Here is a 23,652-nt window from a genome sequence, read left to right as displayed (position 1 = left end):
CCGGTGGCAGGTCACCGTTCGATATCGACCGGTGTGTATAGTCGGGCCCGTCGGAAGACCCCCAACGCAAGAAGGACGAGGTCGCGCGGTGAAGAAGTTTCTCCTGGTCGCACTGGCCGCCATCGGCGGTCTCCTCGTGTACCGCCAGATCCAGGCGGACCGCGCCGAGCAGGACCTGTGGACGGAGGCCACGGATTCCGTTCCGGCGGGTTCCGGCGCGAGCGTCTGAGACGCGGCAGCACGGACGAAGGATTCGCGGAGCCCCGATCACGATGTGGTCGGGGCTTCGTCATGCCCGCGGCGGCGTCGTTGCCCGACCGTGACGTGATCCGCTTGTATTTGCTGTCGCAAATCAATAGCTTCGCTGAGGCCGACGATGTGCGAGGGGGAACAGCACATGCGACGAGGGAATGCGCTGCCGTGCGGGTCCCTGGGCCGGTTGTGGGCGGCCGCGGGCGGGCTGGCGGTGCTGGGCGCCCTGCTGGGGCCGCCCGGGGCGGCACGGGCCGCCACGGGCGACGAGGGCGACGGGCTGGTCATGGTGCTGGACTCCTCCGGCTCCATGGCGGGCGCCCGTATGACGGCGGCCAGGGAGGCCGTGGGAGCCGTCGTGGACGCGCTGCCGGACGGCTACCCGACGGGACTGCGCGTCTACGGCGCGGGCAAGGAGCACGGCTGCGACGACACCCGGCTGCTGCAGCCCGTGCGGCCGCTGGACCGGGACGCCCTGAAGCGGGCCGTGGCCGGCGTGCGGCCCAAGGGCGACACCCCCATCGGGCTGTCGCTGCGCAGGGCGGCCGCCGACCTGCCCGAGGGCGGCCGGCGGACGATCGTGCTGGTCTCCGACGGCGAGGACACCTGCAGGGCACCCGAGCCCTGCGAGGTGGCGGCCCAGCTCGCCGGACAGGGCGCCGACCTGCGGATCGACACCATCGGCTTCCAGGTGCGCGGCGGCGCCCGGGAACAGCTGGAATGCGTCGCCGGGGCCGGGCACGGGAGCTACTACGACGCCCCCGACGCCGCCTCACTCGTCCGGCAGTTGACGCGGGCCTCCCGGCTCGGCGCGGACGCCTACCGCCTCCGGGGCCGGCCGGTGACCGGCTCCTCGGCCGCCGCCGGTGCCCCGGGCCTGTCCCCCGGCCAGTACGTCGACGACATCGGCCCCGGCGAGACCCGCTGGTACGCCGTGGACCTGGACGCGGCCTCCACGGCCGACCTGGCGGTGACCGCGGTGCCGCGGCCGGGGGTGCGGGCCGCGTACGGGGACGGCGTCGAACTGCGGCTGGCCGGCACCGGGAGGCACCCCCTCACCTGCGGCTCGGACTCCGCGCACTTCGGGCAGGACGAGGGCGCCATGGTGATCGGCGGCGCCGTCAGCCGCATCCCCGGCGACGACGGGGGCGGCGCCTGCGACGAGGCGGGGCGCTACGTGCTCTCCGTGCACCGCACCAGCGCCGCCGGCTCGGACCGGGCCCGCTGGCCCCTGGAGCTGCGGTACGGCACCGAGCGGCCGTTCGCCGCGGGCGCCACCCCGGCACCGGCCGCCACCCGCTACGGGGACCCGCCGCCGGCGCTGACGGGCTCACCGCGCGACGTCGAGGGCGGCACGGGCTTCAACGACGCGCGCCGCCTCGGCACCGGCGTCTGGCGGGACACGTTGCTGCCGGGGCAGACGCGCTTCTACAAGGTGCGGGTCGGCTGGGGACAGCGGCTGACGTACTCCGCGGACTTCGCCAACGAACCTCTTCTGGAGCGCGGTTCCACGGCCTCGTCCTTCGTGGCGACGGCCGCGTACGGGCCGGCGCGGCAACCGCTGGGCGACGCCTCCGGGATGCCGCAGCGCCGCGGCTACTTCGGGCGGCCGCTGTCCGTGGGGCTCGGCACCGTGCCGGTGACGTGGACCAACCGCTGGGTCGCCGCCGGCGGCGCCCGGGGCGCCCGTACGGCGGGCGAGCACTACGTCGCCGTGTCGCTCGGGCCGGGCGCGGCGGAACTGGCGCGGAACGCGGCGGTGCGCGTCGTCCTGCGTGTGGCGGTGACGGGCACGGAGCAGGCCGGTCCGGAGTACGACGCGGCGGCGCTCGGCGGCGGTCCGGCCGCCGGCAGGGACGGCGGGGAGCGGGTGGTGTCCTGGCACGTGGAGATTGGCGGCGCCCCCGCGGACGGCGGGGGCTTCATGACGGCGCGCGACGCGATCGCGGCGGCCGCGGGCGGCGCGGTGGCGCTCGCCGGGGTCGGGACGGTGGCCCTGCTGGGCCGCAGGCGGAGGGACGGGGCATGATCCGCAGGGCAGTCACAGCGGTGGTGGCGGCGCTCGCGCTGTCGGCCGGTGCGGCGGGAACGGCGCTCGCCGATGCGGCCGTCCCCTCCTGGCAGCCCCAGGGCGAGGCCGTACAGGGCCGGGCGAGCACCGCCGACGCCCCGCGGCTCGAGCCCGGCGTCCTGTACCGGGACAGCCTGCCGGCCGACGGGGGCGGCCGGAACTACGCCCTCGACCTGGACGCCGTGCACTCGTCCTACCTCGCCGTCTTCGCGCTGCCCCGCCCGGGCACCGAGGTGGCCTACGGGGACGGCATCGAGCTGACGCTGACCAGCACCGACGGCACCCGCTGCGACAGCGGCCGCCGGACGTTCTCCGACGACGGGGCGGCCCGGCCGATCGGCACCTGGGTCCGGCGCACCATCGGCGGGGACGGACCGTGCCAGGATGCGCACGCCTACGTCCTGGAGGTCACCCGCACCTCGCAGGGCACCTCGGACGCCGCGCCCTGGCCGCTCCAGATCCGCCTCACCGAGGAGCCGGGGCTCACCGAGGGTGCCACGCCGGGCCCGGCGCTCAGCCCCGCCACGAGGACGCCCGTGCCCGCGAGCGGCACCGCCCACGGCGCCACCGGCGGCGCGGACTTCCTCCACGCCGGGATCCTCGGCGCCGGGGTGTGGCGGGACGAGGTGCTGCCCGGTCAGACCCGCTTCTACCGGGTGCCGGTCGGCTGGGGGCAACAGGCCTGGGTCGCGGCGGACTTCGCCAACGCGCCCGTCACGAAGCCCGGCGGCTACAGCGGTTCGGGTCTGCGGGTGGAGGTCTACAACCCGCGCTGGGCCTTCATCGGCACCGACACCGCCTCCTACTCGGGCGAGCAGGCCTCCGTCACCGCCACGACCGGGAAGGTCGCCTACGCCAACCGCTACGAGAGCGGCGACGCCGTGTCGGCGGCCCGTTTCGACGGCTTCTACTACCTGGCGGTGTCGGTGCACCCGGAAGTCGCCGGCTTCGTCGACGGCGCGGTCCCGGTCACCCTGCGGGTCGGCGTCGAGGGCGCCGCGCAGGCCGGTCCCTCGTACGACGGCGACCCGGGCGAGGACCTCGGCCTCCCCGGGGAGCCCGGTTCCGGCGACCCGCTGCTGCGCGCCCTCGGCTTCGCGGCCCTTGGGGCGGGCACCGTGCTGCTGCTCTCGCTGGCGGTGTGGACGGTGGCCGCGCGTCGGCGCGGGACGGCCACGGCCTCAGGAGGACGCTGACAGCGCCCAGAAGCCGAAGGCGAGGCAGAGGGCCGCGACGAGCAGCATCGGCACGACGACCCTGGCGGGAGGTCCGGGCCGGCGCGCGGGTGCCGCGGCGGGGGCCGAGGGTACGGCGGGTGCGACGGCCGGGGGCGCCGGCAGCGGCGGGGTGGGGGGCGCGACGGGCGCGGCCACCGGGGCACCGGCACCTGTGACGGTGCCCGTGTACGAACGGGTGGGCGCCGGGGTGACGGGCGCCCGGGTCGGCGGGGTGGACGGCGTCGGGGCGGTCGCGGCCGGCCGGCCGGCGGGCGCGGGCGGGGGCAGGCGGAAGCTCCCGGTCTCCTCCACGGACGGCGCCGGATCCAGCGGACCGTCGGGGGAGAAGCCGGCGGGCAGCGGCCCGATCTGGTCGAAGACCTCGACGACTTCCTCGTCCGGATCCGGGTCCGGCAGCAGCTCGACCGCCGCCGCCAGGGCCTTGCGGGCGCCCGCGGCGGTACGGAAGCGGGCCTCCGGGTCCGGCTGCAGCAGGGTGCCGATCACCTCCCACAACGGACCGGGTACGCCCCGCGGGGCCCGGGGCATGCCGTGGACGTACTGGGTGACGATCGCCTCCGCGTCGGGCTTGCTGCCGCTGAGCAGGTAGAGGGCGACCAGCCCGGTCGCGTACAGGTCGGCGGGGAAGTCCGGTTCGGCGCCCAGCAACTGCTCCGGGGCGAAGTAACCCGGGGTGCCCACCACGTGGTTCGCCGCGGTGAGCCGGGGCTCCCCCTTGCGCATGGCGATGCCGAAGTCCGACAGCCTCAGGTGCGGGCGCCCGGTGCCGGTCGCCTCCAGCAGGACGTTCGCGGGCTTGATGTCCCGGTGCACCACGCCCTCGGCGTGCACGGCCGTCAGCCCGGACAGCAACTGGTCGAGCAGACCGCCGACGTAGCGCCCGGGGAGCGGGCCGTAGTCGCCGATGAGGTGCGAGAGCGAGCCGCCGCGCACCAGGTCCATGGTGAACAGCACCTTGTCGTCGTCGGCCGCCCAACTGGTGGGGGCGAGGACGTGCGGGTGGTCGATGCGCAGGGCCTGCTCCCGGACGAAGCGCAGCAGGGCGTGGGCGTCGCTCTGCAGCAGCACCTTGGCCGCCACGTAGCGCCCGCGACGCCGGTCCCAGGCGCGCCACACCGCGCCCACCCCGCCGCGTCCGACCGGATCGACCAGCTCGTACCGGCCCGCGAACACCTCACCCATGACGTGCGTCCGCCCCCCGCTTCCGCGTCTCGTAGTCCCGGACCGCCGCTTCGGACGGCCCGGCGCCGTACACCCGGAGGAACTCTGCCAGTTGGGGGTGGCGGTGGGCGAGGGAGTCGGCCGCTTCGGCGATCTCGGCGGACGAGGCCACCGCGTGCAGCAGCGCGCGGACCTCGTGGACGACCCTGCGGGCGGGCGGCAGCGGGGCCCCGGCCGCGCTCTGGGTGGTGCCGAGCAGGGGCGAGCCCTCGGAGCCGCGGATCTCCTCCATCCGCGGCACGGCGTCCGCCGCGGTCACCGCTCCGCCGGACACCTCCGCGGCGAGCTCCTGCAGCGCCTGCAGCCGCTGCACGACCGCCGGGTTGCCGATCTTCGCGCGCTGCCCGCTCATCAGCTGGGACAGCATCGGCGCCGACAGCCCCAGCACCCCCGCAAGGCGCGCCTGGTTCAGCCCCAGGGTCTCCATGAGGCCGCGGAACAGCACACCGAGCGGTTCGCCGTACCAGGTGCGCTGCATGTCCTGGACGCGGGTGGCGGCGTCCGGCTGCGAGGTGTCCATTGCGGGCTCCTGACGGGGGACCTTTGCGGCCGCGAACTTGCCCGTCATCCTACGGACCCCCGATACTCGGTCGGTGATCCTCTCCGCAGCCGGTACGCTGGTCTGCGGCACGGGGCCTTAGCTCAGTTGGTAGAGCGCCGTCTTTGCATGGCGGATGTCAGGGGTTCGACTCCCCTAGGCTCCACACCGTCCGACCGGGCCGGGAACCTCATCGAGGTCCCGGCCTGTCGTGTACCCGGGGCCGGGCCACGGCGCCGGGGCGCCGGTTGTCCACCGCGTCATCCACCGTCCTCCCGGGGACGCCCGCCGCTTCGTGCGGCACAATCGGCGGCGTGCGTTTCGGCATTCTGGGGGAGACGAGAGCGCTGCGGGACGACGGGGGCGCGGCCGCCGTCGGGGGCCCGGGACGGCGGGCGCTGCTGGCGATGCTGCTGCTGGAGGCGGGCCGGATCGTCAGCACCGAGCGGCTGATCGACGGGCTGTACGGGGACGAGCCGCCGGCCGGGGTCGGCAACGCGCTGCAGTCCCAGGTCTCGCGGCTGCGCGCGGCCGTCGGGGTGCCCATCGAGCGCCCGCCCGGGGGCTACCGGTTGGTGGTCGCCCGGGACGAGGTGGACGTGCACCGCTTCGAACGCCTCGCGGCCGAGGGCCGGGAGGCGCTGGCCGCGGGTGAGCCGGGGCGGGCGTCGGTCCTGCTGCGCGGTGCGCTGGAGCTGTGGCGGGGCTCCGCCCTGGCGGACGTGGGCGACGCGCCGTTCGCCCGGGCGCAGGTGACGCGACTGGAGGAACTGCGGATCGCGGCGGTGGAGGACCGCATCGCGGCCGAACTGGTGCTGGACGCCCGGCACCACCAGGAACTCGTCGCGGAGCTGCAGGAGCTGGTCGCCCGCTACCCGTTGCGGGAACGGCTGCGGGCCCAGCTGATGCGGGCGCTGTACAGCTGCGGCCGCCAGTCCGAGGCGCTGCGGGTGTACGAGGACGCGCGGCGCGAGCTCGCCGAGTCCCTCGGCGCGGACCCCGGCCCGGAGCTCGCGGCGGCGCATCTGACGGTGCTGCGCGGCGACCCGGGTCCCTCCCGAACCGCGCCGCCCGTGGTCCGCGCAGCCGGCGAGGGCGTGCCGGATGCCCGGTCTTCGGGTGTTTCACGTGAAACATCGTCCGCGGGGCGCCCGCCCGCTCCGCTCCTCGGGCACGGTCTGCCCGCCCAGCTGACCAGCTTCATCGGGCGCGAGGCGGAGCTGGCGCGGATCGGTGCGCGCCTCGCCGACGCCCGGCTGGTCACCCTGATCGGCCCGGGTGGCGCGGGCAAGACGCGCATCGCCGTGGAGGCCGCCGGGCGCCACACGGGGGAGGTCCGCTTCGTGGACCTCTCCGGGCTGACCCACGGCTCCGAGGTGCCGCAGGCGATCGCGGGGGCGCTCGGTCTGCGGGAGGCGGGCCTGATCCCCGGGACCGCCGGGCGCGAGGGCGGGGCCCCGGAGGGCTCGCCGCTCGCCCGCCTCACCGCCGCACTGGCCGACCGGGATCTGCTGCTCGTGCTCGACAACTGCGAGCACCTGGTCGCCGACGTCGCCCGTCTCACCGCGGAGCTGCTGGCCGTCTGCCCGCGGGTACGGGTCCTGGCGACCACCCGGGAGGCGCTCGGCGTCAACGGCGAGACGCTCTGCCCGCTGGAGCCACTGCCCGTGCCGGCGCCCGGCGCGCCGGAGGAGGACGTGCTCGGCTCCCCCGCCGTCCGGCTGTTCCTGGAGCGGGCCGCCGCCGTGAGCCCGTCCGGCCGGATGCCCGACGCCGAGTCCGCCGCGCGGATCTGCCGGGCCCTGGACGGCGTTCCGCTCGCCATCGAGCTGGCCGCCGCCCGGTTGCGGTCGCTGTCGGCCGCCGACATCGCCGCCCGGCTCGGGGACGTGCTCGCCGGGCCGGACGACCGCTTCCGGCTGCTCTCCCGGGGCAGCCGCACCGCCCAGCCCCGCCAGCGGACCCTGCGCGGGGTCGTGGACTGGAGCTGGGAGCTGCTGCCCGAGGACGAGCGCACCGTGCTGCGCCGCGCCTCCGTCTTCGCCGGGGGCTGGACGCTGCGGGCCGCCGAGGCGATCTGCGCGGGCCCGGCGGGCGACGACGCCATCGCCGCCGAGGACATGCTCGACCTGCTCGCCTCCCTCGCCGACAAGTCGCTTGTGGTGGTGGACCGTCCGGACGCGCTCGGGGACGAGGGCGACGGCGCCGTCCGCTACCGGCTGCTCCAGACCATCAGGGCGTACACGGCCGAACGCCTGGTGGAGACCGGCGAGTCGGAGGCGCTGCGCGAGACGCACGCCGCGTACTTCCTCGACCTCGCGCGGACCGCCGACCCGTGGCTGCGCCGGGCCGAGCAGCTGGAGTGGCTGCGCCGGCTCGCCGCGGACCACGACAACCTGCACGCCGCGCTGCGCGGTTCGGTGGCCGCGGGCGACACCGTCCTGGCGCTGCGACTGCTCGCCTCCCTGTGCACCTACTGGATGCTGCGCGGCATGCGGTACGAGGGCGCCCAGCCCGCCCGCGAGCTGCTGGCGGCGACCGCACCCGGCGGGCCGCGGGGGCTGGCGGAGGAGTACGCGCTGTGCGTGATCAGCGCCGCCTCCGTCACCGCCGACCAGTCCGAACTCGCCGTCCACCTGACGGCCGCGACGGACGTCGTCGCCGGGCTCGGCGGGATGGCCCGTCGCTACCCCGTGCTCAACCTGCTCTGGGCGCCCTTCGCCGGGGTGCCGGACGACGAGACGTTCGCCCGCTACGCGGAGGGTGCGACGAGTCTCGTCGAGCCCTGGCAGCAGGCACTGGTCCACGTCGGCTCCGGGTTCCACGCGTGGATGGTCGGCGGTGACATCGCCGCCGCCGACACGGAGTTCGCCCGGGCCCTCGCCGGTTTCCGCGCCTTGGGCGACCGCTGGGGGGCCACGATGGCCCTCACCCAGCTGGCCTGGCTGTCGGGCGCCCGCGGCGACGTGGCGCGGGCCGTGGGGCTGATCGACGAGGCCCTCGGCCACGCCGCCGAACTGGGCGCCACCGAGAGCGTCGCCGAACTGCTCGCCGAACGCGGCAGGTGCGGGTTGCGGTCCGGACGGTACGAGGAGGCCCGGGCCGACTTCACACGCGGCCTGGAACTCGCCCGGCGCTGCGGCGCCCGGGAGATGTTCGCCGGGGCGCACCTGGGGCTCGGCGAGTGCGCCCGGCTCACCGGCGACCCGGACGAGGCGCGCCGGCTGTCGGCGCTGGCCCTGTCCGAGTCCCTGGACGGCTGGTACACCGGCGAGAGCGCCCGCGCCGAGGCGCACATCGCCCTCGGCAGGATCGCCCTGGAGCAGGGCGGTACCGACGCCGCCCGCGGGCACTTCCGCGAGGCCGCCGACGTGGAGCACGGGGCGCGCGACCTGCCGCTCGCGGCGAACCTCGCCGACGCCTTCGCCGCACTCGCCCTCGCCGAGGAGGACCTTCCACGGGCCGCCGAACTGCTGGGCCTGGGCCGTGCGCTGCGCGGGCGGGAAGTGGTGGACGGTCCGGACGCCGCCCGCACCGGGGAGGCCGTGCGGGCCGCCCTCGGCGACCGGGCCCACGATCAGGCGTGGGCGCGCGGTGCGGGCCTGCCCGCCGACCGGGCGCTGCGGGCCCTGACCGCGCTGACCGGTCGCCGGTAGCCGCCGGTCAGCGCGCGGTGCGCGGCCGGTCAGCGGCCGCGCGCACCGTGTCGGGCATGACGAATCCCATACGCACAAAGGACGCCGCGGCCCCCGCCCGCCACCGCTGGGCCGCGCTCGCCGTCTGCTGCCTGGCCGCCATGCTCCTCGGCATCGACAACAGCGTGCTCAACTACGCCATCCCCTCGCTGCTGAGGGACATGGGACCGTCCGGTACCGAGATCCTGTGGATCTCCGACATCTACGGCTTCGCCATGGGCGGCCTGCTGGTCCTCATGGGCAACCTCGGGGACCGGCTCGGTCGCAAGCGGATGATGCTGCTGGGCGCCGCAGCCTTCGGCGTGGTGTCGCTGCTCACCGCCTACGCCCCCGGCCCCGGGGCGCTGATCGCCGGACGCGCGCTGCTCGGCGTCGCCGGTGCGGCGATGGTCCCCTCCACCCTCTCCGTCGTGCGCCACGCCTTCACCGACCCCAAGGAGCGCACCACGGCGATCGGGATCAGCAGCGGCATCGGCGCCGCGAGCTTCGCGCTCGGTCCCGTGGTCGGCGGCCTGCTGCTGGACCACTTCTGGTGGGGCTCGGTCTTCCTGATCAACGTTCCGCTCATGGCCGTCGTCCTGGTCGCCGGTGTCCTGGTGCTGCCGGAGTCCCGCAACCCGCGGCCGGGCCGGCTGGACTGGATCGGCGTGCCGCTGTCGGTCGTGGGCGTCCTGGGCGCCATCTACGCCGTCAAGGAGGGCTTCCGGGACGGCGCGGACCACGCGCCGGTGTGGATCGCCGCGGCGATCGGGACGGCGGCCCTGGTGCTGTTCGCCCGCCGTCAGGTGCGCGTCGAGGAACCCCTGATCGACCTGCGCCTGTTCCGCAACCCCGCCTTCAGCGGCGCGGTCGGCTCCAACCTGGTCATGATCTTCGCCTCGTCCACCCTGTCGCTCGCCTTCTCCCTGTACTTCCAGGTCGTCCGCGGCTGGTCGCCCTTCACCGCGGGTCTGGCGCTGCTCCCGGGCCCGTTGGCCGCGGCCTTCGCCGCCCCGCTGGCCACGGCGCTGATCCCGCGGCTGGGACGGGCCCGGGTGGTGGCCCTCGGGCTGGTGCTGCTGGCGGTGAGCACCGCGGCGCTCGGCTCGCTCTCCTCGCCGGGGACGCCGTACTGGGAGCTGCTGGCGCCGCTGGTCGTCAATGGCGCGGGCGTCATCCTGGTCGTCTCCGTCACCAACGACACGATCCTGGCCAGTGCCCCCAAGGAGCGGACCGGAGCGGCCGCCGCCGTCTCGGAGACCGCCATGGAGATGGGCGGCTCGCTGGGCATCGCCGTCCTCGGCTCGCTGCTCGGCGTGTTCTACCGCGACGCCCTCGCCCTGCCCGCGGGACTGCCGGCGGGGGCCGCGGACGCCGCCCGCGAGTCGGTCGGCGGGGCCGCCGAGGCGGCCGCGCGGATGCCGGGCGCGGACGGGTCGGGGCTGCTGGCGGCCGCGAAGGACGCCTTCTGCCACAGCGTCCAGGTCACCGGTGTGGTGGCGGCGGTGCTGCTCGCCGCGGGCGCCGTCATGGCGCTGTACACCCTGCGCGGGGTGCCGGCGGAGATCCCCGACCCGGAGGCCGGGGAGGAGGACGTCCTGCCGCTGCCCGCGGCGTCCGGACGGTGAGGACGGCGCGTACGGCAGGAGGGCGGCGGACCCGTCACGGGTCCGCCGCCCTCCTGCCCGCCTCCGGTCGCACCGTCGCCGGTGCCCGGGCCGTCACGTCACGGGTGGGTGTCGCCGCGGTCGCGGCGGTCGTCGGAGTCCGCCTCCGCCTGCTTGGCCTGCACCTCGGGGTCGAGGGCCTCCACCGGCGAGCCGTCGACCTTGCCGAACGACGCGTCGGTCCCGACGCCGCCGTTGAGGGAGGCGCGGTCGGCGACCTCGGTGGCGGGCGCGGGCTCCACCAGCCAGTCGGGGTTGGTCTGCTTGCTCCACCACTTCCACGCGGCGAAGCCCGCCCCGGCGACGAGGCCGGCCAGCAGCAGGCCCCGGGCGAACCGCCCGGTGCGGGCCCGGCGCTCGCGGCGGCGCTCCAGCCCGCGGATGTCGTCCGCCGTGACGTGGCTGCGCAGCGCGGCGACGGCGGCGGCGCTGCGGGCGGCCGCCTCCTCCGCGGCGGGGGCCGCGACGCTGCGCACGGTGGTCATCGCCTGACCCACCCGCGGGCCCGTGAAGTCCGCCGCCTGACGGGCGGTGTCACGGGTGAGCCGGGCGGCGGTGCCCACCCTCTGCTGGACGCCCGGCGGTACCGCCGCCAGGGCCTGGTCGACGCGCGCCGCCAGGTGCGCGTCGTACTGCGTCCGGGCCGCCGTGCGGGCCTGCCGCCCGGCCGCCGACACCCGCGGCGCCAGGTAGACCCTGGCCCCGTCCGCGTAGTGCACGGCGTTGACCCTCGCTGTGTCGGCGTACGGCGCCACCACGTCCGCGGCGTGCCGCACGCTGTCCCTCGTCCTCCCGGCTGCGTCGCGCACGCTGTCGATGCGGGTCACGAGAACCTCCTCCTCGGTGGCGTTCGGTTTTCGCCTTTCCACCCGGTTTGAAATCATGCCCGGCGCCGCGGGGTACGGCATGTGCGTACGGGCATCCGGGTCAAGGGGAGCCGTTCCCGACGATGCCACCGGATGACCTGCGGCGCGACTGTTGCGTCGGGCGAGCCGGGGCGTGCGAGGATTTGTCCCTGTCATTGAGGACTATGGAAGGTAAGACCGTGGCCGAGCAGCTCTACGCCACCCTGAAGACCAGCCACGGGGACATCACGGTGCGGCTGCTGCCGAACCACGCACCCAAGACGGTCAAGAACTTCGTGGAGCTCGCCGAGGGCACCCGCGAGTGGACGGACCCCCACACCGGTGCGACCTCCCACGAGCGCCTCTACGACGGCACGGTCTTCCACCGGGTGATCTCCGGCTTCATGGTCCAGGGCGGCGACCCGCTCGGCAACGGCACCGGCGGTCCCGGCTACCAGTTCCCGGACGAGTTCCACCCGGACCTCGCCTTCACCAAGCCCTACCTGCTGGCCATGGCGAACGCCGGGCCGGGCACCAACGGCTCGCAGTTCTTCATCACGGTCGCCCCGACCGCGTGGCTCACCCGCAAGCACACCATCTTCGGCGAGGTCACGGACCCCGCCAGCCAGAAGGTCGTGGACTCCATCGCGACCACCCCGACCAACCCCCGCACCGAGCGGCCGCTGGAGGACGTCGTGATCCAGAGCGTCGTGATCGAGCGTCGCTAGCCTGGCCGGCCCGGCACGTCGCGGGGTCCCGGGAACCCGAACGCCCCGCCCGTGCGTATGACGGGCGGGGCGATTCCGCTGCGAAGGGCTCAGACATGACCGACCAGGCCGTCCGCTGCTACCGGCACCAGGACCGGGAGACGGGTATCCGCTGCTCCCGGTGCGAGCGGCCGATCTGCCCGGAGTGCATGATCAACGCGTCGGTCGGCTTCCACTGCCCGGAGTGCGTGCGGGAGGGCAGGCGTGCGGCCCAGGCCGCCGAGCCCCGCACGGTGGCGGGCGGCACGGTCGCCGGCGACCCCCGGCTGGTCACCAAGATCCTGATCGGGCTGAACCTGCTGGTCTTCCTGCTCGTGCAGGTCGAGGGCAAGCAGTTCGTCTACGAGCTGGGGCTCTTCACCCCGTGCTACGTCCCCGGCGGAGTGCAGTGCGGCGTGGCGGGCGGGCCGGGCGAGTGGTACCGGCTGGTGAGCTCGATGTTCCTGCACCAGGAGTTCGCGCACATCGCCTTCAACATGCTCTCGCTGTGGTGGATCGGCGGTCCGCTGGAGACCCTGCTCGGCCGGGCCCGCTACACCGCGCTCTACCTGGTCGCGGGGCTGGGCGGCAGCGCGCTGGTGGTGCTGCTGGCCCCGGATACCCTGACCCTGGGTGCCTCGGGCGCGATCTACGGGCTCTTCGGCGCGACGGCCGTCTACGTCAAGCGGCTGCGGATGGACATGCGGCCCGTCCTGATCCTGCTCGGGCTGAACCTGCTGTTCACCTTCACCTGGGGCGGCATCAGCTGGGAGGCGCACATCGGCGGTCTGGTCACCGGGGTGATCATCGCCGTCGCGATGGCGTACGCGCCGCGTTCGCGCCGGGCGCTGGTCCAGTGGGGGACGTGCGTGGCGATGCTGCTCGCCGTGGCGGTCACGGTGTGGGCCGGGGTCGCGAACATCTCCGCGTAGGCCGTAACGCACACCGTTGATCAGACGTTATCCACAGAGAGGCGGAGGCCTCCTGTGCATCCTGTGGGCAAGCCGTGCGCGGGCCCGTACACGCCGCGTCTGACCTGCAAGATCAACGAAAGACCGGTGGTCCGTACATCGGACCACCGGTCACACCGGTGTCAACCGGCTGGCGGTTATCCACAGATCATGCGACCTTTTCAACACTGTGGATGACGCCTGTGGATAACTGTGCGAGCTGCTACTTCCACTGTGTGGACACGACGAACCCGCCCGCGATGAAGCCGAAGCCGACGGCGATGTTCCAGTTCCCCAGCTGCTCGATCGGGTAGCTGCCCTGCGTCACGTAGAAGACGACGATCCAGGCCAGGCCGACGAGGAAGAGCGCCAGCATCAGCGGTGCCACCCAGCCGCGGCCGGACTTCAGCTTTATGGGGGTGGTCTTCTCCGGGGGCGGAGTGAAGTCGGCCTTCTTGCGGATCCGTGACTTCGGCACGAGGGACTCTCCTGTCGATGCGCTGCGTAACCGCGCGTGTGACGTCTTGTGTGTGCGGCCGGACGGCTGGGGGCCCCATGCCTCCGGGCGTCCGTTAGCGTAGTGCTTCCTCGGGTTGGAAGGAGATAAGGCTACGGTGAGCAATCCGGTCGACGTCTCCTCGGGTCGCCGTTCCGCCCGGTCTGTGGTGCTTCGTGTGCTCAGCGCCGGGGTGTTCGCGATGGCCGGTCTGCTGTTCTGGATGAGTTTCGACACGGCCAAGGGCCTGGACATCCGCACCGACGACCCGCTGCTGCGCCTGTCGGACCGGGTCCAGGACAAGAGCCGGCAGAACGAGGAACTGGAGAACGAGCTCGCCGGGGTGCGCAGCGACGTCGACGGCCTCGCCCACACCGACAGCGGCGTCAGCGACGCCGCCCGCGAGCAGCTGGCGCGGCTCGGGGCCGAGGCGGGCACCGCCAAGCTGAGCGGCGCGGCGGTCTCCGTCACCCTGAACGACGCGCCGCCGGACGCGACCCCGCTCGTCCCGGGCGTGCCGGACCCGCAGCCGAACGACCTCGTCATCCACCAGCAGGACCTGCAGGCCGTGGTCAACGCCCTCTGGGCGGGCGGCGCCTCGGGCATCAAGGTGATGGACCAGCGACTGATCTCCACCAGCGCGGTGCGCTGCGTCGGCAACACCCTCATCCTGCAGGGCCGGGTCTACTCCCCGCCGTACACGATCACGGCGGTCGGCGACCAGGGGAAGCTGCACGAGGCGCTCGACGCCAGCCCCGCGATCCAGAACTACCTGCAGTACGTCCAGGCCTACGGGCTCGGCTGGAAGGTCGAGGACGAACGGCGGGTGACTCTTCCCGGCTACTCCGGCACAGTGGACCTGCGGTACGCCAAGCCTGTGGGGTGAGCATGCGCCTGGTGGTGCGGACGCTGAGCGAGTTGTGCATCACCGTGGGCGCGTTGATCGTGCTCTTCGTCTGCTACGTGCTCTTCTGGACCGGCGTGCGGGCGGACCGCGCGATGGACGGCGAGATCGACCGGCTGCGGGACCGCTGGGCGACCGGGCCCGTCGCACAGGCAGGACCGTCCCCCGAGGGCACCGGCGGTCCCGCGCCCTCGGCCTCGGCCGTACCCGTCCCGTCCGCGCCGGCCGCGGCCCCGTACCGGGACGGGAGGGCCTTCGCGGTGATGTACGTGCCGCGGCTCGGCCGGTCCTGGCACAAGCCGGTGCTGGAGGGGACGGCGACCGGCACCCTGAAGAAGGGCCTCGGGCACTACGCGAACACCGCCCGGCTCGGCGCCGTGGGCAACTTCGCCGTCGCCGGCCACCGCCGCACCTACGGCGACCCCTTCAAGGACTTCCCCAGGCTGCGCGAGGGCGACGAGGTCGTCCTGACCGACGGGCGCACCTGGTACACCTACGAGATCGACCGCGCACCCTACCGCACCGTCCCCACCGACGTCGCTGTGATCGATCCCGTACCGGGGAAGTCCGGCTACACCGTTCCGGGGCGCTATCTGACCCTGACCACCTGCGATCCCGAGTGGGGCCACAGCCACCGGCTCGTCACCTGGGGGCACCTGGAATCCACACAGCCCGTGGAGGACGGTATGCCGGAGGGCTTGTCGGGCTAATCTTGGGCGAGGCACGGCACGGAAGGCAGGAAGGCGGCGCATGTACGGCTGGATCTGGCGGCATCTGCCGGGCAACGTGTGGCTGAAGGCACTCATCTCGCTGGTGCTCGTCCTCGCCGCCGTCTACGTCCTGTTCCAGTACGTCTTCCCCTGGGCGGAGCCGCTGCTGCCGTTCGGGGACGTGACCGTCGACGAGGGGATGACGGCCGTCCGATGAGCGCGCGCATCCTCGTCGTCGACAACTACGACAGCTTCGTCTTCAACCTGGTCCAGTACCTCTACCAGCTGGGCGCCGAGTGCGAGGTGCTCCGCAACGACCAGGTGCGGCCGGCCCACGCCCAGGACGGCTTCGACGGCGTCCTGCTCTCGCCCGGGCCCGGCACCCCCGAGGAGGCCGGCGTCTGCGTCGACATGGTGCGGCACTGCGCCGCCACCGACGTCCCGGTCTTCGGAGTCTGCCTCGGACTGCAGTCCATGGCCGTCGCGTACGGCGGCGTGGTGGACCGGGCGCCGGAGCTGCTGCACGGCAAGACCTCCCTGGTGACCCACGAGGGCCGCGGGGTCTTCGCCGGGCTGCCGACACCGTTCACCGCGACCCGCTACCACTCGCTGGCGGTCGAACGGGACACGGTGCCGGAGGAGTTGGAGATCACCTCCTGGACGGAGAACGGCATCATCATGGGACTGCGGCACCGCAGCGCCCGGGTGGAGGGCGTCCAGTTCCACCCCGAGTCGGTGCTCACCGAATGGGGGCACCGGATGCTCGCCAACTGGCTGGAGGAATGCGGCGACAAGGGCGCCGTCGAGCGTTCCGCGGGCCTCGCGCCTGTGGTCGGAACCAGGGCGTGACTGCGTGACCGCGCATCGGCACTTCGGTGACACCGCCGAATTCGCCGCCGCGGTGGAGCAGTTGGCGGACCCGCTCAACGACCCGCTGCCCGGCACCTCGCGGCGCGCGGCCCGGCCCGCGCAGGATTCCGCCGCGGAACCCGTCGTGGAGCCGGCCGCGGAACCCGCCGCGGAGCCCTCCACACCCCCGCCCGCGGCCGCTCGGCCGGTCACGCCCGTCACGCCCGCCGGCGTGGTGCCGGGCCAGCAGTCGTACGCACAGGGCTTCCACGCGCCGACCCGGCCCGCCTACGAGCCACAGCCGGCCGAGCCGTGGCCGACCCGGCCCGCGCCGGCTCCGGCGCCCGGCGCTCCTCCCCGCACCGAGGAGCCGCGCTCCCGGCACCGGGGTCCGGCCGAACAGCCCCACGCCGAGGACGCCAGGGCCGTCCGGCGGCCGCTGACCGACGAGGAGCGCGCCGCAGTGCGCCGCCGGGTCGCGGGGGCTCCCGGCGACACCATGGCGATGCCCGTCGTGACCGAGCCGGCGGCCGAACGCGAACGGAACCCCGAACGGCACCTGGAACGGGACCTGGAACGGGACCTGGAGGGGGACGCGGAGCGGGAGGAGACCCCGCAGCCGTCCCCCGACGCCCTGGCGCCCGAGGGCGGCGGCCGTGCGGCCCGCCGTAAAGCCGCCCAGGAGGCCGCACGGCGCGGCGGCAGGGGACGGAGGCGTTCCGGTGCCCCGGCCGCCTCCCAGGCCGCCACAGAGGCCGCCACGGCCCCCATGGCGTCGACTCCGGCCGCCCCCAGGTCCCGCATGGAGGCGCGGCGCGCCGCACGCGCGGCGAAGGAGAGCCCCGCGGTGATCGCCAGCCGGGTGGCCGGCGAGGTGTTCATCACCCTGGGCGTGCTGATGCTGCTCTTCGTCACCTACCAGTTGTGGTGGACCAATGTCCTCGCCCACCAGCAGGCCGGCGGCGCCGCCAACAACCTGCAGAAGCAGTGGGAGGGCGAGAAGGGCCCGAACCGCGACCCCGGCGCCTTCACGCCGGGGCAGGGCTTCGCGATCATGTACATCCCCAAGCTGGACGTGAAGGCGCCCATCGCCGAGGGCGTCGACAAGCACAAGGTGCTCGACAAGGGCATGATCGGCCACTACTCCGGCCAGCTGGAGACGGCCATGCCCTGGGACAAGAAGGGCAACTTCGCCCTCGCCGCGCACCGCAACACCCACGGCGAACCGTTCCGCTACGTCAACAAACTGGTGGCGGGGGACAAGGTCGTGGTCGAGACGGAGAGCACGTACTACACGTACGAGGTGGCGAGCATGCTGCCCTCCACCCCGCCCTCCAACATCTCGGTGATCAAGCCGGTCCCCGACGGATCCGGCTTCACCAAGCCCGGCCGCTACATCACACTGACCACGTGCACACCGGAGTTCACCAGTGAGTTCCGGTTGATCGTCTGGGGCAAGATGGTCGAGGAACGGCCGCGCAGCAAGGGCAAGCCGGACGCCCTGGTCGAGTAGGCCAGGAACGGACGCACACAGATCGGGGCAAGTGGTGACGACCACCCAGCATGACCGCGCCCGGGAGGCCGTGCCGACCCGGCGCCCCCTCTCGCGGCTCGCCGCCGCCGTCAGCCTGATCGGTGAACTCCTCATCACCACGGGCGTGATCCTCGGGCTCTTCGTCGTCTACTCCCTGTGGTGGACCAACGTGCTGGCCGACCGCGCCGCCCGGCAGGACGGCGACGCCGTCAGGCGCCAGTGGGCGGACAGCGCCCCGGGCAAGCTCGACACCAAGGGCGGCATCGGCTTCCTCCACGTCCCCGCCATGGGCCGGAACTTCGAGGTCCTGGTGAAGAAGGGCACCTCCACGAAGGTGCTCAACGAGGGCGTCGCCGGGTACTACACCGACCCCGTGGAGTCGGCCATGCCCTGGGACAAGAAGGGCAACTTCACGCTCGCCGCGCACCGCGACGGCCACGGCGCCAAGTTCCACAACATCCACAAGATCAAGGACGGCGACCCGGTCGTCTTCGAGGACCGCGACACCTGGTACGTCTACAAGGTCTACAAGGTCCTCCCGGAGACCTCGAAGTTCAACGTCGACGTCATCGACCAGATCCCGAAGGAGAGCGGCAGGAAGAAGGCCGGCCGCTACCTGACGCTCACCACCTGCACCCCGGTCTACACCTCGCGCGACCGCTACATCGTGTGGGCCGAACTCGTCCGCACCCAGAAGGTGGACGCGAAGCGGACGCCTCCGGCGGAGCTGGGCTGACGCGGACGCGCGGACGCGCGGACGCGCAGGCGCGCAGCGAACGGGAAGGGGCCGCGGACTCGGTGTCCGCGGCCCCTTCCCGTGTTCCGGCGCGGACGGATCCCGTGCCCGGGGCCCCGGGCCGGACCCTCGCGGGCGGCAATGAAGCGGGGAGGCGGCCACCGTGGTGACCGCCTCCCCGCTTCGTCAGGCGTGGTGACCGGCTGCGTCAGCCGCCGCCGTTGCCTCCGTTGATGAAGCCTCCGCCGCCACCGTTGTTCCCGCCGTTCTGGTCCCGGGCGAAGATCGTCAGGGTGTCACCCGGCTTCATCTGGCTCTGGGGACCCGGGTTCTGGCCCTGGACGATGGCGTTCGGGTCCGTCGACGAACCGGGCGCGAACTGCAGCGTCACGCCGAACTCCTGCGCGATGCCGTTGACGTCGGCGACCGTCTTCCCCTGAAGGTTGGGGATGGCGTTGGTGGACGGCGGCTTCGCGATGATCAGGGTGACCGTCTCGCCCGCCTTGATCGTGCTTCCGGCCGTCGGGTCGGTCCGGATGACCGTGCCCTGGGCGTGGTCGGCGGACTCCTCCTCGGTGGCGACGACCTTCAGGCCGTCCGCCTGGAGGATCTGAGTGGCCTCGTCCTTGGTCTTGTTGCTCACGTCCTTGATCGTGACCTCTTCGGGGGCCACGGCCACCGTGAGGGTGATCGTCGTGCCCTTGGCCCGCTTCGAGCCGCCCTTGGGGTCCTGCTTGAGGACCGTGCCCTCGTCCTCGGTGGAGGTCTGGGACTGCTTGTCGACCTCGAAGCCCGCGTCCTTGAGCTTGCTCTCGGCGTCGTCGAAGGCGTCACCGGTGACGTCCGGGACGTCGATCTTCTCGGTGCCCTTGGAGAGCTGCAGGGTGACGGTCTGGTCCTTGGGGATCTTGCTGTTGACCACGGCCGACTGCTTGCAGACCTTGTCCTTGGGCTGGTCGGCGCAGAACATCGGATCGCCGAACGCGATGGTGATCCCGCCGTTCGCCGCCTTGGCCTCGGCCTCGGACTTGGTGTCGCCGACGAACTGCGGGACGGACACCGAGTCGGCACCGCCGCCGTTGCCGGAGAACAGCGCCTTGCCCATGAAGATCGCGCCGATCAGGACCAGGACGGCCGCGACGACCAGCAGGATCGTGGAGGTGTTGCTCTTCTTCGGCTTGCGCCGGCCGCCACCGCCCTGGGGCTGCTCGTAGCCGAAGCCGCCGTCGTCGTCGCGCATGGGCGGCAGCATCGAGGTGCCGGCGTCCTGCTGGGGCGGGAGGGCCGTGGTGGGCGAGTCGTTGCCGTAGCCGCCGTAGCCGCCACCGTTGTAGCCGACGGCGCCCAGGGCGACCGTGGCGGCGACGGGCTGGCCGTCGAGGCAGGCCTCGATGTCGGCGCGCATCTCGTCGGCGGACTGGTAGCGGTAGTCCGGGTCCTTGGTCAGCGCCTTGAGGACGATGGCATCCATCGCCGGCGAGACCTCGGGGTCGTAGACGCTCGGCGGCTGCGGCTCCTCGCGCACGTGCTGGTACGCGACCGCCACCGGGGAGTCGCCCACGAAGGGCGGCCGCACGGTGAGCAGCTCGTAGAGCAGGCAGCCCGTCGAGTACAGGTCGGAGCGCGCGTCGACGGTCTCGCCCTTGGCCTGCTCCGGGGAGAGGTACTGGGCGGTGCCGATCACGGCGGCGGTCTGCGTCATCGTCATGCCGGAGTCGCCCATGGCGCGGGCGATGCCGAAGTCCATGACCTTGACCTGACCGTTCCGGGTCAGCATCACGTTCGCGGGCTTGATGTCCCGGTGGACGATGCCCGCGCGGTGGCTGTACTCCAGTGCCTGGAGGATGCCGGTGGTCATCTCCAGGGACCGCTCCGGGAGGAGCTTGCGGCCCGAGTGGAGCAGCTCGCGGAGGGTGGAGCCGTCCACGTACTCCATGACGATGTACGGGATGGAGACCCCGTCGACGTAGTCCTCGCCGGTGTCGTACACCGCGACGATCGACGGGTGGTTCAGCGAGGCGGCCGACTGGGCCTCACGGCGGAACCGGGCCTGGAAGGACGGATCGCGGGCGAGGTCCACCCGGAGCGTCTTCACGGCGACGGTGCGGCCGAGCCGGGTGTCATGGGCGATGTACACCTCGGCCATGCCACCGCGGCCGAGCACCGAGCCCAGCTCGTACCGGCCGCCGAGGCGACGCGGCTCTTCCATAGCGCTTGCCCTTCCTAAACCGTCCGTGTGGCTGCTCGGGCATACCGTACCCGCCGCCGCGTGCCGATCCCGGTCCTCGCCGGTAGCCGATATACGACCGGTATCGCGACGTGCGACTTAGCGCACATCCATGGATACGGTGTGACCGGCATCACTTGTTCAGCACGGCCTCCATGACGCTCTTCGCGATCGGCGCGGCGAAGCCGCCACCGGAGATGTCGCCGCGGTTCGCGGCCGCGTCCTCCACCACGACGGCGACGGCGACCGGGGAGCCGCTGTCGGTCTTCGCGTATGAGATGAACCACGCGTAAGGCTTCTCACTGTTGTCCACGCCGTGCTGGGCGGTACCGGTCTTGCCACCGACGGTGACACCCGGGATCTGGGCCCGTGTGCCGGTGCCCGACTGCACGACGGTCTCCATCATCTGCTGGAGCTTCTGCGCGTTGTCCGAGCTGAGCGGCTGCGAGAGCTCTTCGGGCTTGACGCTGTCCACGAGCTTGTTGTTCGAGGCGCGGAGCTCACTCACCATGTACGGCTTCATCAGCTTGCCGTCGTTGGCGATCGCCCCGGCCACCATCGCCATCTGCAGCGGGGTGGCCGCGGTCTCGAACTGGCCGATGGAGGACAGCGCCGTCTGCGGCCTGTCCATCTTGGTGGAGAAGTTGCTGGCCGCCACGCGGACCGGGACGAACTGCTCCTTGTTGAAGCCGAACTTCTCGGCCTCCTCGACCATCTTGTCGCGGCCGAGGGTCGCCCCCAGCTTGCCGAAGACGGAGTTGCACGAGACCCGCAGCGCCTCCCTCAGGGAGACGTTCTTGCAGGCGATGCCGCCCTCGTTCTTCAGCTCCTGGTTGCTCGTGTCCGGGAGGATGTACGGCACCTCGGAGTCGGTCGGCTCGTCGACGTCGTCGTACAGGCCGTTCTCCAGCGCCGCGGCGGCCGTGACGACCTTGAACGTGGAGCCCGGCGGGTAGGTCTGCCGCAGTGCCCGGTTCAGCATCGGCTCGTCGGGGTCGTTCTCCTTCTGCAGGGCGTTCCAGGCCTTGCTGTCGGCCTGCGAGTTGCCGGCGAAGGTGGAGGGGTCGTACGAAGGCGTGCTCGCCAGCGCGAGGACGGCCCCGGTCTCCGGGTTGATGGCCGCGACCGCGCCCTTCTTGTTGCCCAGGCCCTCGAAGGCCGCCTTCTGGGCGGCGCCGCTGAGGGTCGTGACGACGTCGCCGCCCTGCTTCTGCTTGCCGGACAGCACGTCGACGGTGCGGGTGAAGAAGAGCCGGTCGTCGTCACCGGTGAGGATCTTGTCCTCGACGCCCTGGAGCAGGGTCGTGCCGAAGGCCTGCGAGGCGTAGCCGGTGACGGGCGCCCACATCTTGCCGTTCTTGAAGGTGGCCTTGTACTTGAAGTCGCTGCCCGTGGTCTCGGTGTGGCCGGTGATCGCCTTGCCGTCGACGAGTATGTCGCCGCGGGGGGTGGCGTACTGGTTGATCGTGACCCGTCGGTTGTTGGCGTCGTTCTTGAGCTCGTCCGCCTGCACGAACTGGATGTAGTTCACCCGGATCAGCAGGGCGAGTACGAGTACGCCGCAGAAGACGGCGACTCGGCGCAGGGGCTTGTTCACTGGGTCCGCACCACCTGGGTCGGCTCGGCGTCGGGGGACGAGGCGGGGGCCGGCGCCGGGCGGCGCGCGGTGTCGCTGATTCTCAGCAGGATGGCCACCAAGGCCCAGTTGGCGATCACGGAGGACCCGCCCTGGGCCAGGAACGGCATGGTCATACCGGTCAGCGGGATGAGTCCGGTGACACCGCCGGCGACGACGAACACCTGGAGGGCGAAGGCGCCGGACAGGCCGATCGCCAGCAGCTTGCCGAAGGGGTCACGGGCGGCCAGCGCGGTACGGGCGCCGCGCTCCACGAGGAGTGCGTAGAGCAGCAGGATGCCCATGAGTCCGGCCAGGCCCAGTTCCTCGCCGACGGTGGCGAAGATGTAGTCGCTCTTGGCGGCGAAGCCGATGAGCCGGGAGTAGCCCTGGCCGAGACCCGATCCGAAGAGACCGCCGGAGCCGAAGGCCCACATGGCCTGCGCGGGCTGGCTCGCGCCCTGGCCGGCCTCGATGCTGCGGAACGGGTTGAGCCAGTCCTCCACACGGCTGTGCACGTGTGGCTCGAAGCTGCCGACGACCACCGCGCCGCCCACGGACAGCAGCAGACCGAAGACGATCCAGCTGGTGCGCTCGGTGGCGACGTAGAGCATGATCACGAAGAGGCCGAAGAAGAGCAGCGAGGTGCCCAGGTCGGTCTCGAAGACGAGGATGAGGATGCTGAGGCCCCAGATCACCAGGATCGGGCCGAGGTCGCGGCCGCGGGGCAGGTACATCCCCATGAAGCGGCGGCTGGCGAGCGCCAGCGCGTCCCGCTTGACCATCAGGTAGCCGGCGAAGAACACCGCGATGATGATCTTCACGAACTCGCCGGGCTGGATGGACATGCCCGCGACGGTGATCCAGATCCGCGCGCCGTAGACCGGCGGGAAGAACACCGGGAGGATCAGCAGGACCAGCGCCACGACCATCGAGATGTACGTGTAGCGCTGCAGGATGCGGTGGTCCTTCAGGAAGACCAGGACGCCGAGGAAGAGCGCGACGCCCAGTGTCGACCACATCAGCTGCGTCGGCGCCGAGGCGCCGCCGGGGAGCGAGCTCTCCAGGTCCAGCCGCCAGATGAACACCAGGCCCATGCCGTTCAGCAGGGTGGCGATCGGAAGCATCAGCGGATCCGCGTACGGCGCGAACTTGCGCACGACGAGGTGTGCGACGAGGGCGATCGCGCCCAGCCCGAGGCCGTAGGCGAGCATTCCGGCCGGCAGTGAGCCGCTCTTCGCCAGCCCGACGTTCGCGTACGCGAAGACCGGGATCAGGACCGCGAAGACGAGGAGCGCGAGCTCCGTGTTGCGGCGGCTCGGCGCGCCGACGGACGTGATGGTCGTGGTGTTGGTGACAACGCTCATGCTGGACTGACG

At 72.9% G+C, this 23,652-nt stretch carries 20 protein-coding genes and 1 tRNA gene; 14 read left to right on the top strand and 7 right to left on the bottom strand.

Annotated features, from left to right (window positions below):
* Window positions 1-88 precede the first annotated feature (88 nt).
* From ACZ7MY_RS24075 to ACZ7MY_RS24065, 3 genes are all read left to right on the top strand, one after another.
* Window positions 89-229 (top strand): DLW-39 family protein, encoded by a 141-nt coding sequence (locus ACZ7MY_RS24075; protein WP_018559211.1) that lies wholly within the window; start codon window positions 89-91, stop codon window positions 227-229.
* Between the two features lie 168 nt (window positions 230-397).
* Window positions 398-2,281 carry a vWA domain-containing protein gene (locus ACZ7MY_RS24070; protein ID WP_499604607.1) on the top strand — a complete coding sequence of 628 codons (1,884 nt, stop codon included), beginning with the start codon at window positions 398-400 and terminating at the stop codon, window positions 2,279-2,281.
* On the top strand, window positions 2,278-3,519 hold the full coding sequence (locus ACZ7MY_RS24065; protein WP_499604605.1) for a hypothetical protein: 1,242 nt from the start codon (window positions 2,278-2,280) through the stop codon (window positions 3,517-3,519). Before ACZ7MY_RS24070 ends, ACZ7MY_RS24065 begins: the two co-directional genes overlap by 4 nt.
* Here ACZ7MY_RS24065 and ACZ7MY_RS24060 read toward each other — a convergent pair.
* Complete coding sequence (locus ACZ7MY_RS24060; protein WP_499604603.1) at window positions 3,505-4,743, bottom strand: serine/threonine-protein kinase; 1,239 nt, start codon at window positions 4,741-4,743, stop codon at window positions 3,505-3,507. The genes ACZ7MY_RS24065 and ACZ7MY_RS24060 overlap by 15 nt on opposite strands.
* Window positions 4,736-5,302, bottom strand: a complete 567-nt coding sequence (locus ACZ7MY_RS24055) for a DNA-binding protein (RefSeq protein ID WP_499604602.1) — start codon at window positions 5,300-5,302, stop codon at window positions 4,736-4,738. The genes ACZ7MY_RS24060 and ACZ7MY_RS24055 overlap by 8 nt, the downstream gene beginning before the upstream one ends.
* A gap of 111 nt (window positions 5,303-5,413) precedes the next feature.
* On the opposite strand from ACZ7MY_RS24055, the gene ACZ7MY_RS24050 reads away from it, so the two are divergent.
* From ACZ7MY_RS24050 to ACZ7MY_RS24040, 3 genes are all read left to right on the top strand, one after another.
* Window positions 5,414-5,486, top strand: a tRNA-Ala gene (locus ACZ7MY_RS24050).
* Between the two features lie 148 nt (window positions 5,487-5,634).
* Window positions 5,635-8,976 carry an AfsR/SARP family transcriptional regulator gene (locus ACZ7MY_RS24045; RefSeq protein ID WP_499604600.1) on the top strand — a complete coding sequence of 1,114 codons (3,342 nt, stop codon included), beginning with the start codon at window positions 5,635-5,637 and terminating at the stop codon, window positions 8,974-8,976.
* Between the two features lie 56 nt (window positions 8,977-9,032).
* Window positions 9,033-10,622 carry an MFS transporter gene (locus ACZ7MY_RS24040; protein ID WP_499604598.1) on the top strand — a complete coding sequence of 530 codons (1,590 nt, stop codon included), beginning with the start codon at window positions 9,033-9,035 and terminating at the stop codon, window positions 10,620-10,622.
* Window positions 10,623-10,720: 98 nt separating this feature from the next.
* On the opposite strand, the gene ACZ7MY_RS24035 is transcribed toward ACZ7MY_RS24040, so the two are convergent.
* A complete protein-coding gene (locus ACZ7MY_RS24035) occupies window positions 10,721-11,488 on the bottom strand; it encodes a DUF5324 family protein (protein ID WP_499604596.1) in 768 nt (255 codons plus the stop codon).
* Between the two features lie 218 nt (window positions 11,489-11,706).
* Between ACZ7MY_RS24035 and ACZ7MY_RS24030 the strand changes: the two genes are divergently transcribed.
* Together ACZ7MY_RS24030 and ACZ7MY_RS24025 are read left to right on the top strand one after the other, a co-directional pair.
* Complete coding sequence (locus ACZ7MY_RS24030) at window positions 11,707-12,234, top strand: peptidylprolyl isomerase (RefSeq protein WP_499605030.1); 528 nt, start codon at window positions 11,707-11,709, stop codon at window positions 12,232-12,234.
* Window positions 12,235-12,329: 95 nt separating this feature from the next.
* On the top strand, window positions 12,330-13,184 hold the full coding sequence (locus ACZ7MY_RS24025; RefSeq protein WP_499604594.1) for a rhomboid family intramembrane serine protease: 855 nt from the start codon (window positions 12,330-12,332) through the stop codon (window positions 13,182-13,184).
* Between the two features lie 241 nt (window positions 13,185-13,425).
* On the opposite strand, the gene crgA is transcribed toward ACZ7MY_RS24025, so the two are convergent.
* Window positions 13,426-13,680 (bottom strand): cell division protein CrgA, encoded by a 255-nt coding sequence (crgA, locus tag ACZ7MY_RS24020; protein ID WP_499604592.1) that lies wholly within the window; start codon window positions 13,678-13,680, stop codon window positions 13,426-13,428.
* A 220-nt stretch (window positions 13,681-13,900) separates the two neighbouring features.
* On the opposite strand from crgA, the gene ACZ7MY_RS24015 reads away from it, so the two are divergent.
* From ACZ7MY_RS24015 to ACZ7MY_RS23990, 6 genes are all read left to right on the top strand, one after another.
* Entirely contained in the window at window positions 13,901-14,584 is a 684-nt protein-coding gene (locus tag ACZ7MY_RS24015) for a DUF881 domain-containing protein (RefSeq protein ID WP_499605028.1), read from the top strand.
* The gene (locus ACZ7MY_RS24010; protein ID WP_499604591.1) at window positions 14,581-15,312 is read left to right on the top strand and encodes a class E sortase; all 732 of its coding nucleotides are present in this window, start codon (window positions 14,581-14,583) and stop codon (window positions 15,310-15,312) included. Before ACZ7MY_RS24015 ends, ACZ7MY_RS24010 begins: the two co-directional genes overlap by 4 nt.
* Window positions 15,313-15,352: 40 nt before the next feature.
* The gene (locus ACZ7MY_RS24005) at window positions 15,353-15,529 is read left to right on the top strand and encodes a hypothetical protein (RefSeq protein ID WP_499604589.1); all 177 of its coding nucleotides are present in this window, start codon (window positions 15,353-15,355) and stop codon (window positions 15,527-15,529) included.
* A complete protein-coding gene (locus ACZ7MY_RS24000) occupies window positions 15,526-16,161 on the top strand; it encodes an aminodeoxychorismate/anthranilate synthase component II (protein WP_499604587.1) in 636 nt (211 codons plus the stop codon). Before ACZ7MY_RS24005 ends, ACZ7MY_RS24000 begins: the two co-directional genes overlap by 4 nt.
* 4 nt (window positions 16,162-16,165) lie before the next feature.
* Window positions 16,166-17,674 carry a class E sortase gene (locus tag ACZ7MY_RS23995; protein WP_499604585.1) on the top strand — a complete coding sequence of 503 codons (1,509 nt, stop codon included), beginning with the start codon at window positions 16,166-16,168 and terminating at the stop codon, window positions 17,672-17,674.
* A 70-nt stretch (window positions 17,675-17,744) separates the two neighbouring features.
* On the top strand, window positions 17,745-18,431 hold the full coding sequence (locus tag ACZ7MY_RS23990; RefSeq protein ID WP_499605026.1) for a class E sortase: 687 nt from the start codon (window positions 17,745-17,747) through the stop codon (window positions 18,429-18,431).
* A gap of 208 nt (window positions 18,432-18,639) precedes the next feature.
* Here ACZ7MY_RS23990 and pknB read toward each other — a convergent pair whose 3' ends face one another.
* The 3 genes from pknB to ACZ7MY_RS23975 form a co-directional block, all read right to left on the bottom strand.
* The gene (gene pknB, locus ACZ7MY_RS23985) at window positions 18,640-20,640 is read right to left on the bottom strand and encodes a Stk1 family PASTA domain-containing Ser/Thr kinase (RefSeq protein WP_499604583.1); all 2,001 of its coding nucleotides are present in this window, start codon (window positions 20,638-20,640) and stop codon (window positions 18,640-18,642) included.
* 151 nt (window positions 20,641-20,791) lie between these two features.
* The gene (locus ACZ7MY_RS23980; protein ID WP_499604581.1) at window positions 20,792-22,255 is read right to left on the bottom strand and encodes a peptidoglycan D,D-transpeptidase FtsI family protein; all 1,464 of its coding nucleotides are present in this window, start codon (window positions 22,253-22,255) and stop codon (window positions 20,792-20,794) included.
* The gene (locus tag ACZ7MY_RS23975; RefSeq protein WP_499604580.1) at window positions 22,252-23,640 is read right to left on the bottom strand and encodes an FtsW/RodA/SpoVE family cell cycle protein; all 1,389 of its coding nucleotides are present in this window, start codon (window positions 23,638-23,640) and stop codon (window positions 22,252-22,254) included. The genes ACZ7MY_RS23980 and ACZ7MY_RS23975 overlap by 4 nt, the downstream gene beginning before the upstream one ends.
* Between the last annotated feature and the right edge of the window lie 12 nt (window positions 23,641-23,652).

The sequence above is a fragment of the Streptomyces sp. NPDC111520 genome, from assembly GCF_055635295.1.
This window is presented reverse-complemented; position numbering and strand designations above follow the sequence as displayed.